Annotated in this window: 11 protein-coding genes; 6 read left to right on the top strand and 5 right to left on the bottom strand. The window is 40.5% G+C overall.

Annotation, left to right across the window (positions count from 1 at the left end; translation table 11 throughout):
• From VF500_RS30305 to VF500_RS30285, 5 genes are all read right to left on the bottom strand, one after another.
• A partial coding sequence (locus tag VF500_RS30305; protein ID WP_330863235.1) for a ligand-binding sensor domain-containing protein occupies window positions 1-755 on the bottom strand: 755 nt, incomplete at its 3' end.
• 261 nt (window positions 756-1,016) lie between these two features.
• Window positions 1,017-1,589 (bottom strand): sigma-70 family RNA polymerase sigma factor, encoded by a 573-nt coding sequence (locus tag VF500_RS30300; protein WP_330863234.1) that lies wholly within the window; start codon window positions 1,587-1,589, stop codon window positions 1,017-1,019.
• Window positions 1,590-2,108: 519 nt separating this feature from the next.
• On the bottom strand, window positions 2,109-3,164 hold the full coding sequence (locus VF500_RS30295; RefSeq protein ID WP_330863233.1) for a glycoside hydrolase family 43 protein: 1,056 nt from the start codon (window positions 3,162-3,164) through the stop codon (window positions 2,109-2,111).
• Between the two features lie 134 nt (window positions 3,165-3,298).
• The gene (locus tag VF500_RS30290; protein ID WP_330863232.1) at window positions 3,299-4,804 is read right to left on the bottom strand and encodes a family 43 glycosylhydrolase; all 1,506 of its coding nucleotides are present in this window, start codon (window positions 4,802-4,804) and stop codon (window positions 3,299-3,301) included.
• A gap of 298 nt (window positions 4,805-5,102) precedes the next feature.
• The gene (locus tag VF500_RS30285) at window positions 5,103-6,593 is read right to left on the bottom strand and encodes a family 43 glycosylhydrolase (RefSeq protein ID WP_330863231.1); all 1,491 of its coding nucleotides are present in this window, start codon (window positions 6,591-6,593) and stop codon (window positions 5,103-5,105) included.
• A gap of 671 nt (window positions 6,594-7,264) precedes the next feature.
• On the opposite strand from VF500_RS30285, the gene VF500_RS30280 reads away from it, so the two are divergent.
• From VF500_RS30280 to VF500_RS30255, 6 genes are all read left to right on the top strand, one after another.
• The gene (locus VF500_RS30280) at window positions 7,265-7,624 is read left to right on the top strand and encodes a BlaI/MecI/CopY family transcriptional regulator (RefSeq protein ID WP_330863230.1); all 360 of its coding nucleotides are present in this window, start codon (window positions 7,265-7,267) and stop codon (window positions 7,622-7,624) included.
• 2 nt (window positions 7,625-7,626) lie between these two features.
• Window positions 7,627-9,072, top strand: coding sequence for an N-acetylmuramoyl-L-alanine amidase (locus tag VF500_RS30275; protein WP_330863229.1), 1,446 nt, complete (start codon window positions 7,627-7,629; stop codon window positions 9,070-9,072).
• A 70-nt stretch (window positions 9,073-9,142) separates the two neighbouring features.
• Window positions 9,143-11,593 carry an outer membrane beta-barrel protein gene (locus tag VF500_RS30270; RefSeq protein WP_330863228.1) on the top strand — a complete coding sequence of 817 codons (2,451 nt, stop codon included), beginning with the start codon at window positions 9,143-9,145 and terminating at the stop codon, window positions 11,591-11,593.
• A gap of 13 nt (window positions 11,594-11,606) precedes the next feature.
• Window positions 11,607-13,160 (top strand): glycoside hydrolase family 10 protein, encoded by a 1,554-nt coding sequence (locus VF500_RS30265; RefSeq protein WP_330863227.1) that lies wholly within the window; start codon window positions 11,607-11,609, stop codon window positions 13,158-13,160.
• A gap of 507 nt (window positions 13,161-13,667) precedes the next feature.
• Window positions 13,668-14,363 carry an alpha/beta hydrolase gene (locus VF500_RS30260; protein ID WP_330863226.1) on the top strand — a complete coding sequence of 232 codons (696 nt, stop codon included), beginning with the start codon at window positions 13,668-13,670 and terminating at the stop codon, window positions 14,361-14,363.
• Between the two features lie 83 nt (window positions 14,364-14,446).
• Window positions 14,447-15,133 carry an alpha/beta hydrolase gene (locus VF500_RS30255; protein WP_330863225.1) on the top strand — a complete coding sequence of 229 codons (687 nt, stop codon included), beginning with the start codon at window positions 14,447-14,449 and terminating at the stop codon, window positions 15,131-15,133.
• The last annotated feature ends 94 nt before the right edge of the window (window positions 15,134-15,227 follow it).

The raw sequence follows: 15,227 nt of genomic DNA, 5'->3' as shown, positions 1-15,227 counted from the left end.
GCTATATTAGAACCTCTCCGGATTTTAAACAGCCGCCCGGAGTCGGTCCCAATCCATAAATTCCCGTTTGGATCAAACGTCATGCTTTTGCCGTTCCTGATAGTTGAATTAACTATCTCAACACGGTTCAATTTAGAATTGTAAATACACAAACCAACCCCTCTACATAACAACCAAACGTTCAGGCGGTTATCTAAACCAAGAGCTTCAACGCTATAATCTGTGGTGCTCATAGCATTATTGTACAATGGTACCGGGAGTAACACCGTAGAAGAATGTTTCAATACCAATAACCCTGAGCCAGCCGAGCCTACAAAAACATCATTGTCCCTCCTCGCCTTTACACACTTTATCTCGGCATTAAAAGGCAAAACAGAACTATCAGTCAGACTTGCAGATCTATACCTGATATTTGAAAATTTCAGACTTTTATAATCTAAAACACTAAGTCCGTTTGATGTTCCGATATACAATTTACCGTTCGGGGTTCCGGTTATACCATATACAGTGTTATCCTTTAAGCTATATGGATCATGAACTCTTTTTCTGTATTTTGTAAAACTATAACCGTCAAAACGGTTCAATCCATCCAATGTACCGAACCACATAAAGCCGTATTGGTCTTTATAAATACTGGTGACGGAGTTGTTGGATAATCCTTGTTCTAAACCTAAATAATAAACGTTTTGAGCGAAAGACGGATCTATAAATGCAATGAAGAGAAATACGAAACAAATGAGAAATCGAAAGGGCATTACGAATTTCGTTTAACAGGCTTATAATAGCTTAAATCCAAATTGCTATAGGAGCAATATTCACACTCAATACAAACCCAAGTTAATAAAAAAGCATGATTATTCATCGATGCTTTATCTTATCACATTTAAATTGGGGTATCAGTATGAATATACGTTACATAACCAATTTACCATAACATGATATGCGCATTTAAGACTATCAATTGAAATTCTGATACTCAGGATGGCCAATAATAACGGAGCAATTAGTACAAGATTTCAGGCCACACGCAGCTTATCTTCAGAACCATATAATTCCCTCAATGTTTGAACAGCCCTGTACATGTGATTTACAACAGATTGATATTTTATGCCGGTCATCGCCCCGATCTCTGCACAATTCATGCCTTCAAAAAAACGGAGCCTTAATATTTCCTGTTGACGGGCGGGTAATCGGTTCAATGCACATTCAATAGCTCTTCCTTGTTTAAGCGTCGCTTCCCTTTGTGTAATCTTTTCTTCAATTGAAATTTCGAGATCTAAAAATTCGATATTCGCCTTTTTTGCTTTGATAGTAACCCTGCTTTTTATAGAATCAAGGCAACCAGACCGCATAACTGCAAAGAAATATCCTTTGACATTTCTAATCGGACCAATTGATTCCTTTTTTAGCCATAATTTAATGAACATATCCTGTATAACGTCTTCGGTAAGTTCTTCGTCCTTTAACATCCGGTTCCCATAAACATAAAGGGCAGGATAAAGCTTCTTGTGGATCAAAGAATACGAACGTTTATTTCCTATACAAACCTCACTCCAAAGTTTGGACAGATCCTCTGAATTTTTTGTCATAATGGTTTTCTCAATTAGGTATCCCGCAATATCCTGGGTCGATATTTTTCTCGTTTATACTTGGTTTTGTACTCTTCCAAATCCCACAATCTGTCCGGGCGATGTATGGAATTCCCAGCTATCTTTTAAACACTAAAAAGATAGTTGGCGTGTAAGAGTGCACTAAACTATTATAAACAGGAGCACTTTAAGAGACGTAGATTGCCCAATCAAAGGGGGTATAATGTATAAAACCGAGGATGCTGAGACCATTCGTCGATTTCCATTAGGAATACAAGGAATCATGGTTATATCTCCAACTATTTTTGAAGGAACTTTGGGAATAAGTTAATCAAACTGCCGGCTATAAATGGGTAGGAAAACAGATCTTAAAATATAACAACCGGAGGCTATGCCCCATCATCCGGGCCTGTTACAACTATGTATAAAAAAACAAGAGTTGAAGTTTTGCTAAGCAACTCCAACTCTTATGAACTATATAAAACCCTTCGGTATTTCAATATTGTATTTTACGCATAATTAAAACTGAGCGCTAAAATTCCACTTTTTAGCTAAAGCCTCTGCCTCTTTTTTAGTCAGCTGGATAACCGCACAATGCTTAGGAGAAGAAAAGTTCGTCGCTTTCATGGGGCCTTCGTTGAAATGCCCAAGATTCTTAAAGTTTATAAAATCGCTGGTTTCACTGAAGCCGAAATTGTTAGGAGTTATTCCGTAGATATCATAAATGAGAACCCATTTTTTTTCACCGATCCTTTTGAATACCGTGGGTGCTTCGCATGATTTAGGCTCGGGGTCATACCATTTGGGATCGTAAATATATCCTTTATTTAATGAGTCAGATACCATTTGTTTAATGCCGGGAGTGCCATCGTGAGGAACGTAAAACAAATGATATTTCCTCCCTACACGGGTTATATCCGCATCGATATAGGATATATCTTTCGGATATTCGAATAATAATTCCGGAGCTGTTTCCAGTTTGGTAAAGTCATCATTTACATATGAATAATAGATCTTGTTATTGCCATTTTTAAAACGCATAGTAAAATAGATCATCATTTTCTTCTTATCGTTATCATAAATGGTTTCGGGTGCCCAGGCACAGCCTATGTCTTCCAGGCCTGGAAATGCCTGATCCACCCTTAATATAGTACGGCTCCAATTGATCAGGTCCCAGGATTTCATCAGTACCATTGAACGATTATTTCCCCAACCATACGCCTTATCCCTCTCCCATTCAGTATCACGATAACCGGCTTTTTTAGCAAAGATGTGTAAATCGGTCATAGCTAAATAAAATGCGCCATCCGGGCCACGTGAAATATGAGGGTCGCGAATGCCTTTCTGTAAGGCAATGGTATCTCCAGCCATTACAGGCTTCCCGTTGTTTACATCTGTAAAGGAGTAGCCATCTTTACTTAATGCCATATAAAGTCCGTGCGTCTCGTCCTTAAAATAAACCATGAGGTAAGCTTTCATATCTTTTTCCCTGATTTTTTTCTGGGCTATAGCCTGCTGAGATATAAGGAATACGAATACTAAAAGGTTAAAGCCTATTTTTATTGCTGGTTTCATTGTTAATTCAAATTGGTTTTATCGGGTTTTCCTATTGTTATTTATCTAACTGTATATTACAAGCTTATCTCCATTGTAAAAGGCTTATTCCATTTTATATTTACAGTTCACCGGGTACATAACTGTTTACTTTATCAGTACACCTTAACCTCCCATAAACCGGGTGCGCCTGACAAGATAGTTAATTTGACAAAACGGGTTTTACCTATTTTATTAATTACTTCGGGAGAGCGAATTTCCTGCGACGCAGGGATATTTATTGCTTTCCACGTATTGCCATCTTCCGACTTCTCAATTTTATAACTATGCCCCAGTGTTGATTTTACGAAAAAGAACTCCAGGCTATTTACCCGCCTTATTGCACCGAGATCCATCTGATACCAGGGTTGTTTATCGGCATTATCGCTCATCCAAAAAGTTCCATTTGATCCGTCAACAGCATTCTCCGGTTTAAAATCCATTGCACGCTGAACGTTTGCAAGTTCGGTTTCAACAAATTTAGGAGGCATCGCAATCAGCTTATCAATTACCGTGTCAATCGTTGTTTTGATAACCGTGTCCTTTCTTGTGCTGGAAGCCCTAACTTTAACAGCGCGTATGGAAACCCTTTTGTTCAAATTGGGCATTTCCGTAATACCGGTAGTGTTACCCTGCACAGGCTGAATAGCTCCATCAGTATTAAATTGTAAGCGGTTAACAAAAACCTGACGGGTTGTGCCTCCTTGCCCGTATTCCAGGTAAAAAAATAAATAATTATCCGTACCGGGGATACGCAGCACATTACCATGGCCAGGGCCCCAAACACCGTTCCTGAGATCGGATTTAAATATCATATCCTGCTCAGGCGCAACAAATGGACCCAATGGTCCTATTTTGCTCATCATGTAGGCATAAGCATAGTTGGCTCCGCCCGATAAAGTATACAGATAATAATAAATACCATTCCGTTTAAATAAGAAAGGGCCTTCTGAATAACCACTCCTTTTGGTTGGAATGGTAACTTCCGGCCCTTCAATAGTTTTCCAGTCCTTACTCAGTTTGGCAGCTTTTCTACGACGCCAAAAAATGTAGGCCTGCCCGTCATCGTCAACAAAAGGATCTCCATCTATATCACCCACAACAGGTTTAGTTTCTTCATTTTCTTTTTCCGGCTGATTAAAAAAAACACCTGATCCATTGCTGAACTTAAAAGGGCCTTCCGGCTGACTTGCTGTTAAATGATAAGTGCCGGTTTTTCCATCAGGCTTAACAATAGTAGCATATAAGTGATAAAGTTTATCAGCTTTAATTACAATGCCGGGAGCCCAGTATCTGAAATAGCCCTTTTTGTTTTTCCCTTCGGGCCCATAGGTATATGGTTTGTTCCAATCAATATCTTGAAAAAGCGTCCCTTTATAGCTCCAGTTAACAAGGTCTTTTGAGGTCCACACAACAGGCGGCCCCATTTCCTGCAAATCACGATCAATATCAGATGTTCCATACAAATAATATGTGCCGTTGAAATTAACTACGGAAGGGTCTGCAATATAATCCGGGATAACCGGCTGAGGTAAAGGCCGGTTACCTTGTTGCGCTTTAACTTCAAACCCAACAAACAACAGCCATAACAAGGCTAAATTCTTTAAAAAAATATTATTCATAAACGTACTTCACTTCATTAATTATGTGTTTGAATTATTTATAATTATGCCATGCCCCATTGAGGCTCATGCAATTGAATGATTGTTTCCGATCATTTTTTAACGCTGCGGCTTCCGGTTCGTAAACAAAATAAGAGGCATGCATAGGAAGCCTGTTTTCTTCATTCCGGGTTTCGTCAAGCCGCATTGGCTTTTGTGCTATCGATGGTCAAAATATATGGCATAGAACTACGGTAGCCAGTACTTTTTAAAAATGCACCGCTGTTAATATTAGCATAATGATTATTTTCTTTACTTATTAGTGGTTGATTGACTTATACTTGAAATTATCCAATATCACAGCGCCCTCCTTTCCGGCAGACATAAAGCCTGGCCGTAATGCAAAAAAGCCGTGATATTCGTTATGGTTTAACCCTGACACCTGTACGCCGGATTGAAGTGTTATCCAATTTTTACCATCCTTGCTGGCAAGCATATCGCAGAAATTTCGATTGTTTGTAATTCTAAAATAAAAGTGCTTTCCAAGCGCTATAGATTGATTTAAGTGAGTGTCTGCATTCTTATAAATGGTAATATCTTGCCCATTGGATGTAATGCCGGCGAAAGCTTGCTCATTGTAAAACAAAAGCAATCCACCTACACTTCCGCCTGTTAAACTCACCTCTACCTGTACCTCATAACTTGTATCCGGAACCGTGGTTAACAAAAGCCGTGCATCCGCCGGATCAGAGCCCTTAGCCTTTAAATAAAGGCTGCCATTTTTTTGCCGAATAGCATTCGCGTCATAACCTTTCCAGGCTGTCCATTGTAGTCCGAGCGTTTTTTTATTGAAGTTGTCTGATAGCGAAAAGCCCGATGAAGATCGTTTCTCTTTGCCCCGGGATTCTATTTTTCCTTTTGCCGTCTTGAACCAACCATCTGCCGTCCATTCAACAGGTTCAATAAGGGTTTGCCGGCCTAATGTATGATATCCTTTTTCATAGGCATGGTATACTATCCACCAGTTTCCCTTTGCATCATCAATGAGTGTTCCATGACCTTTAGACCACCATTGCTCATCTGCACTATAGGTATGTACAATTGGATTATAGGGCGAATTTTCCCACGGCCCCTGAATGCTTTTTGAACGGGCTGCTATCACCATATGGCTGGTTGCCGGTCCTGCGGTACCTCCTTCGGCTGTTAGCATGTAAAAATAATCACCCTTCTTAAAAATCTTTGGAGATTCAAGGCATTTACATTCGGTAATCCAATCTTTGGGATAATCCCAACCTGTGTAAACATCTTTCAGACTGCCTGTTACAGAAAGCCCATCATCAGATAAAGGTATCATGCCGCCGGCAGAAACGAACAAATAACGCTTACCATCTTCGCCTACTGCATGCCCCGGATCGATACGCGGCACCTTCAAATCAATGGGTTTACTCCAGGGACCGCGTATATTGTTTGCCCATATTACCCAGTTAGTCCCATTGGCCGGAAAATAAATATAATACTTACCATTATGTTTCAACAGATCAGGAGCCATGGCAGAACCAACCAGATCTGGCATCGCCCGTGTTACCGGCTCCCAGTTAAGCAAATCTTTCGAATGCCATATTAAAAACCCGGGAGAATAGATAAACGGTGAATGTGTCATGTAAAAATCGTCCCCCTCGCGCATAATGCTCGGGTCAGGATAATCACCTTTTAAAATAACCTTGGGATATTCCTGTGCAGATGTGCAAAATGCAAACCCTGCAAATACTAATAAGAGAGAGAGTTTTTTGAAGAGATTGGATACGGTCATATTTAGTTTACCAAGCTTATATTTTTTAAATTTAAAATGAGATCCCCTTGTGCGGGCATGCTTATTAGCCTCCTTCTTTAGCTAAGAAAATGGCGTCGCGTGGAATCTCGTGTGTTTATGTTATCATGAAAATATAAGACTGATTAAAAAAGGCCTTCATACTCTACATCTGTAAATAAGTTTTTGATTGTCTTAATTTCATAGTCCAAATCCCTGAGCGAAAATATTGGGGATTCGGATTAACTCTTGGAACGAACTATTCATTAGCGAATTATATTACGACGCTCGTCCGCTGGCTGTTTTGAAAAAAAAATCAAATTAAAGATTTACCGAGAAATAATTTATATCCCACATTCAAAACATGATAAGCTTTCTGGGTTTCTTCATAGGAGGCCAAATCCTTATCCTTAATGTTTTTTTAGCAGCTAAGCGACGTTGCTCAAGTAGCTGGTTTGCGTTACGAGTAACGTAATTCTAAGGTTATCTAAAAATGACTGTCACTCAAATTTATTTAACCATGCGAATGACATGTCGTCACAAATAATTTTCTTGTTCTTGAGTGGCAAAAGATATTATTGAAACTTGCCTCCACGTAAATATTGACTAACCAACACTTTCGTAAAAACTGAAAAATAAGTTATATAACTGAAAAATAAGTTATATATTTGATTATGGAAGAATTGACCAAGACCGAAGAACGGATCATGCAGGTTTTATGGGATTTGAAATCAGCATTTGTGAAAGATATCATTGAACATTTGCTAGATGATCCAAAGCCACCGTATAACACAATATCATCTGTGGTGAGGCTTTTGGAAACGAAAAACTATATAGGCCATAAAGCTTACGGAAAAACGCACGAGTATTTTCCACTCATCACTAAAGCCGAATACGGGAAACATTCTTTTACTAAGCTAATCACTAATTATTTCGATGGATCGGCGCAATCGCTGCTGTCATTTATGGTAAAAGAAGAAACCCTTTCAGAAAAAGATATTGAAGAGATCCAGAAAATGATTGATAAACAATAGCTATGGGTGTATTTAATTATCTGATAGGCGCAACTGCCTGCATGGGTTTAGGTTATATGCTATATCCGTTGGTGTTAAAACGCCTGACTTTTTTTTCGATGACAAGGTTTTACCTATTATTCATCGTAACAATAAGTTTGATAGCCCCGGCGATACACATTACGGTACGGGAACCGCTTCCAGTCGGCCCTGCAACCCAGGATGTGATTGTTTCTCAGACCGCCTCTTCTGAAAAAGAATATTTCAAACCCGTTCCGCATCAAACAAACACCCTTAACTGGCTATTAATTGCAGGTATAGTGTACGGCGCAATTTCTGTAGCTATACTTATCAAAACGGCTTACAGCGTGTTGAAAATAGTAAACGTGGGAAAAAAACACGGTGTGAGATCCGGGAAAAACTACCTGGTGATGGATCGGTATAAAAAGAACGCATCATTCTTTAACTATATTTTTATCAGTTCGGGCAATACAGCATCCTCAGAAATAGCCCAGGTATTGACGCATGAAAAAGCACATGCCCGCCTGTTTCATTCGGCCGATAACCTGTATATGGAAATTGTAAAAGCATTTTTCTGGTTTAATCCCTTCGTTTACCTCATTGCAAACGCCCTAAACGAGGTTCACGAATTTGAGGTTGACCATTTAATGAAAACTGTTTTTGACACTAAACAATATGCTTCGTTGTTGCTCAAGCTATCGTCTTCATCATCTACAGGGCTCGTTAATCAATTCAGCGCTTACAGCTTAAAAAGCAGGATCGCGATGTTATTTAAGCCCAATTCACCGGCTTTAAAAAAGCTATGGTACTTGGCTACCGTACCGATAATGGCCATGTACGGCTATTGTTTTTCGGTTGAAAAAATTTACGGCAAAGCGTTGACAAAAGAGTTTGTATTGGTACTGGATGCGGGCCATGGCGGTAGCCAGTACGGTACAGTGGGCGCAGAAGGTTATATTGAAAAAAACCTGAACCTTCAGATTGTTAACCAAATCAAAGCGGTAGCCGAAAAACAAGGTATCCGCACAATTTTAACCCGGCCCGATGATAGCTACTTAGATCTGCGCAGCAGGGTTGTGTATAAAGGGGATGCCTTCATTTCCATACACCTGAACGCGCCCGGCTACTGGACCAAACATACCAATGGAATGGAGGTGATAATTGATAAAAATGAGCTGTATCCATTGAATAAAAGACTGGCTCGCCATTTAAAAACCAATTTACAACAGCTAAGCGGTATAAACACCCGACGAAAAATGGATATCAGCGAAACCCCGCCCGATAATACGCTGTATATTTTGAGGCATAATAAAGCACCGGCAGTATTGTTAGAGTTGGGCTACATGACAGATCCTGCTGATCTTAATTATATCACAAACACGGATAATCAGCATAAAATAGCCGAAAAAATCATCAATGCTATAGTAGCTTACGGCACAGGAGAGTAATATTTAAGCCTAATTCACATTTTAGAATTGATAAGGCTTCTGCAATGATCCAAACATTTAATTCGATACCATGAAGGTGATTTTATCGGCCTTATTGCTACTGCTTTGTCTAAATTCAATAGCTCAAAGTACTAGGAAAGCTGAAACTGCAAGGGGCATCATCAGCGGAAAAATTGTTAGTGCAAAGGATGGTCAAGTGATTGAAGGCGCAACGATTATCCTTGAAAGCCATAAAGACAGCTTGTATAAAAATGTGATTCATAGTGATCACTCAGGAACCTTTGAATTTAAAAACCTGCGAAACGGAACTTATTCCCTGGAGATAAAACATTTGGGTTTTAAGGAAATTACCATCGGACAAGTGATTATCAATGCGGAAAAACCATCCGAAAACCTGTCCGAAATTAAATTGGAGATAGCCGAAAATGATTTAAAGGAAGTTGTGATCAGAGCCAGACAAAAGTCCTATACAGAACAGAAAATAGACCGGACCATCGTAAATGTTAGTCAGTTGCTTTCAAACAATGGCGTGAGTGCCATTGAAGTTTTAAATAACACCCCCGGAGTTAATGTTACAGATGATGCTATATCATTGCGCGGAAAACAAGGCGTAACGATATACATTGACGGCCGGCAAACCTTTTTAAACGGAGCACAATTGGTAAATTACTTAAAGTCCCTCCCTTCGGGTACCATTGAAAAATTAGAACTAATGCCGGTGCCACCCGCAAAATATCATGTGGAGGGCAACACAGGTTTGATCAACATTATTACCAAAAAAAATCATACGGAAGGGTTCAACGGCGGCTTAACGGCCACTCATGGCCGAGGGCATTACGCTAAAGCGAACTATAGCTTAAATCTTAACTATAAAATTGGAAAGTTAAATTTCTTTGGAAACGCTGCTTATACATCCAACAATAACTATTACAAAGTTGACAGGGAAAGAGATTTTAGTTTCGCCGCCCCTTCGGACAACTACACTATCAAACAGAATAACCTGGAAAACAACAACAGGAAAAGTACGCGTTATAAACTGGGTTTTGATGCAGAACTTGATACAAACACCAGCATTGGGTTAGTAATTGATGGCTCCGTAAGCCCCTACAAGGAGCAAGGCAATTATTTGCTGCAATTCAACCATGCATTGCCCGATTCAATCATCAAAACACAAAGTGACCTGAACAGGCATACCAACGATGCAGCACTCAATTTTTATTATCAGCATAAGTTTAAAAAAGAAGGAGAAAATATCAGGATAGATGCTGATTATCTGCACTACACTGACAACGCCCTGCAGTTGCTAAACAGCGATACATACCTACCGAACAGCACAGAGCTTGTAGATAATTACAAACTCATCACACAAAATCCCTTTGAAGCAAATGTGTACAGCTTAAAATCAGATTATGAAACAAAAATCTTCTCCGGCATCAAATTATCGGCAGGCGTGCAGAGCATTTACTCAAAAAGGGCCAGCAATGGTATTTATTTTAATCGGTCCGGCATTCAAAACGATTCTTTGACCAGCAGTAATACTTACGCAGAGCATATCAATGCCGCTTATGTCGGCCTTAATAAAGAGCTGAAGAAATTCAGCTTTGAATTAGGCTTGCGGTTCGAGAACAGCAGCTCACGTACCCGGCAGTATAATTTTGCAACTATCCCCTATCCTGCTTTACATTTAAACTACAACAATCTATTTCCGAAGCTCTATATATCCTATAAATTAGATACTGCTTCGGTAAACACTTTTAATTTTTCTTTCGATTACCAGATCAACCGGCCGGATTATTCATCTCTTAACCCGTTTGCATTTTATTTCGACAGGTATACTTCCTTCCAGGGAAATGCTTCGTTGCTGCCCGAAAAAACAATCGGCTTCGATTTATCATTCACCCATTCGGGCATTTTTACGGTAGGAACATCTTTTAACAAAGGCAGGAACACGATCATCCAGTTTTACTATGTTAACGGCCAATCGTTGGTTAATACCTCGTTGAATATCCGCAGCAATTACAATATCACGCTTTATTCAACTGTAGCTGCGCCAATTTTCAAATGGTGGACCACAAATCTTTTCGGCCAGGTTTCAAAGCAATTATTTCAAGGCGAAGCAATCAATAATGATTTTCTCTACAACAGGGTGTTTACCTTCGAGGTATCGGGGAATAATCAGTTTAAACTAAACAAGGGTTTGAGCGCAGAAATAAGCGGATTTTACCGCACCCGCACAACATTTGGACAAGGATACTATTTGCCGATGTTCAGGGTGAATACGAGCCTGCAAAAAAAGATATTTAACAATAAAGCTACAATTACCCTTGCCGGCTCTGATATTTTTCATTCGTGGAAGATCCGGCGTGAAATTCGGGTAAATAATGCATTGGTAACAAGCAATATCATTAATGATACCCGGCAGATAAACTTAACATTGGCGTACAGGTTTGGATTAGAAAGCAAAAAGCGGGTCAATAAAAGTGGTTTGGAAACGGAACGTGGTCGGGCTGGTGTAAATTAAAAATTGAGTGACAATGAAACTAACAATAGCCATCGCCGGATTACTTTTGGTATCTTTTTGGGACTTTAGAGCAACGGCACAGGTAACAGATACCGCAAGAACAAATGTGTGTCCTAAAAGAGAGTTCAGAGGGGTTTGGATAGCAACCGTTGAAAATATAGACTGGCCTCAAACAGCTGCAGAAAATACCCCCCAGCAGCAAAAAGAGCTTATTGACATTTTTGACCAGCACCAGGCAACCGGTATCAACGCCATTATGTTGCAGGTAAGGCCTGCCGCCGATGCATTTTACGCCAAAAGCCGCGAACCATGGTCAAAATGGCTTACCGGGAAACAAGGTAAAGCGCCGGATCCCACATATGATCCCCTTGAATTTGCTATTGAGCAGGCGCACAAACGCGGCATGGAACTGCATGCGTGGTTTAATCCGTACAGGGCAACTAAGGATGCTGATTATGCTGCTTTAAGTCCGCACCATATTACCAACATTAAGCCAGAGTGGTTTTTTATTTACGGGGGCCAAAAGTTATTTGATCCGGGGATACCGGAGGTAAGGGATTATATTGTGCGGGTTGTACTTGATGTAGTGGATAATTACGATATTGACGGTATCCATATCGACGATTACTTTTATCCCTACCATGTAGCCGGGCAGCAAATCAACGATTCAAAAACATTTGCTAAATACGGCTCGGCATTTACAGATATTAGGGAATGGCGGAGGGACAACGTTAACAGGCTGGTTAAAATGCTAAGCGATAGCATTCATCATCATAATCCACGGTTAAAATTTGGCGTAAGCCCATCGGGCATCTGGGCCAATAAATATCAAAACCCGGAAGGCTCTGATACACGAGGCGGCGACTCTTATTACGAACTTTACGCCGACTCTAAAAAATGGGTAAAGGAAGGCTGGGTTGATTATATTAACCCGCAATTGTACCGCTTGCTCAACGACCGCTCGGTTGCCTTTAATGTTTTGGTTGATTGGTGGGGCAAAAATACTTACGGACGGCATTTATACATTGGACAGGGGCCTTACCGCATCATTGAAAATAAGCTCGCAGGCTTTAGGCAACCATCTCAGCTGCCCAACCAGGTTATTTACCTTCGTAAAAATCCACGGGTACAGGGCAGTGTTTATTTCAGTTCAAACTCGTTGATTAAAAATCCGCTGGGCTTTACCGACTCTTTAAAAAACAACTATTATCGTTACCCGGCATTACCCCCTGTTATGTTATGGCGCGATTCTATAGCGCCTAACCAGCCCAACCAGATTACAGCTACCTCCGTGAACAGATCAGTAACGCTTACTTGGCAACAACCGTTACCAGCCCCAGATAACGAACCGGTATATGGCTATGTAATATATCGCTTTGATGAAAGTGACAATCTGATAACAACCGAAAGCCCAAAGAAAATTATCCATATTCAATACAACACCAATGCCACTTACATAGACAGAGGAATAAACAAAGGAAAAACATACCGTTATGTTGTTACAGCGATAGACAGGCTTAAGAATGAAAGTGAACATTCAACACCTATTTTGATCAAAGTCGAATAATATCAAACATGTTCATTCCGAACAAATTCTATGTTAACTTCTTTTTGCCCATAAGTATTAGTTTAAACGAACGAGATCTTTTTGTTGATTCGGAATGGATAATATAATTCGCAATGCCCTTTAGAGAAATTGGCATTTTAAATATTCTTAAACATATTTAACCTGATGATTTATAATAGCATCATTGCTGATATTATTATAAATCGTAGCCAAGAAACCTTGATGTAAATAATGGCCCTGAATTAATTTCCCAAAACCTGAAATTCTTTAGAGCTACCTGTGCCTGCATAAAAATGCCGGCCCAACACAGAATAATACAGAACACTGCCCGCCAAACCGAGGTTGATTACGAAGCTCAAATTATTCAAATATCAACAAAAAGATACCGCCATTTGCGACATACAACGTTTTTTACTCGCTCCCCCAAAATATAAACAATTGATTATTTGGCAGATAATCCAATGGCATCAAAAGTGCCTATAGGATGATGACAAAACTTAAAATAACATGAAACCTCCAATCAAAAACGTAGTGCTGGTACACGGCGCATTCGCAGATGGATCAGGCTGGGAGCCGCTGTTCCATGTATTAACCGACAAGGGCTTCAATGTACTTGTTGTACAAAACCCACTGAGTTCGCTTGAAGATGATGTTCGTCAGACCCAGCTTGTTCTGGACAGCATTGGCGGGCCAGCCGTGTTGGTTGGCCACTCATGGGGCGGTGCGGTGATCACTGAAGCTGGCAATCACCCGAATGTAGTTGCGCTGGTATATGTTGCAGCCTTCCAGCCGGACAATGGAGAATCGGCACTTCACTGGATCCAGACCATAGCGCCCTCGCCGGAAAACGGCATCCTGCCCCCGGATGATAATGGTGTTGTTTATAATGAAAAATCAAAGTTTCACGCCGGTTTCTGCGGCGATCTTGACGCCAGGAAAGCTGCATTTATGTATGCATCGCAAGGTGCGTTTTACGCAAGGGCATTTACTTCGCCGATCACCAACGCGGCCTGGAAAACCAAGCCATCATGGGGCTGCATCGCCACGGAAGATAAAACGATCAACCCGGATATACAGCGTAATATGTACAGCCGCTCGAACACCAAGACGAAAGAGATTAAAGGCAGCCATGTGATCTTCATGTCTCAGCCTGAAGCGGTGGCCGAAGTTATTATTGAAGCAGCTGAAAGCGTATCAAACTAAATAATCCTATCCAACAAACCTATGTTCCGGCAGATATAAATTTCCAAAGGACATAAATCATCAATCTTTTAAAATTTTTAATTATGAGCACAACAAAAAAACCTTCAATCGTATTATGCCACGGTATATGGGCAGATGCTTCATGCTTCAACAAGTTACTTCCTAAATTAATAGCCGACGGGCATGAAGTAATCTCAGTTCAATATGGCCTGACTTTTTTTGACCATGATGTTGCAGCAATTAAACGTACGATCAGCCGCGTAAGCAGTCCTGTTATACTGGTTGGTCACTCATATGGCGGTGCTACTATTACCGCCGCGGCAAATGATGAGCGCGTTGTTGGCCTGGTATACATTGCTGCGGTGGCACCTGCTCCCGGTGAAACGGTTAATAGCCAGCTAAATAAATTCCCATCTGATATTTTCAACCGCATCGAAGTTGCCGATGGCCGTGTTTGGATGCTTCCCTCAGGCACCGAGTTCTTTGCCGGTGACCTTCCGGAAGATGAGCAAAAAGTAGTTTGGGCTACCCATTATGCACCAGCTTCGGATCTGTTTGATCAGCAAAACATAGAAGTTAATACCTGGGATACTAAACCAAGCTGGTACATATTATGTACCGAAGACCACACGGTTCACCCGGATCTTCAGCGTTGGGTTTCTAAACGCATGGGCGCAAAAGTGACCGAGATTAAAAGTAGCCACGTGCCAATGCTGTCGCACCCTGATGTAGTTGCAGACGTTATTAATCAGGCAGCAGCAGCTGTATAAGAGATAAACTATCCATAACAGAAGAGGCCGCGATTAGCGGTCTCTTCTGTTATTTAAGATTGATCCCTGTAAACTTGTACGGCTCTTTCTCAAT

The organism is Mucilaginibacter sp. (assembly GCF_036383575.1).
Lineage (GTDB): Bacteria > Bacteroidota > Bacteroidia > Sphingobacteriales > Sphingobacteriaceae > Mucilaginibacter.
The sequence above is the reverse complement of the archived record's forward strand: the minus strand, read 5'-3'. Positions and strand labels throughout refer to the sequence as shown.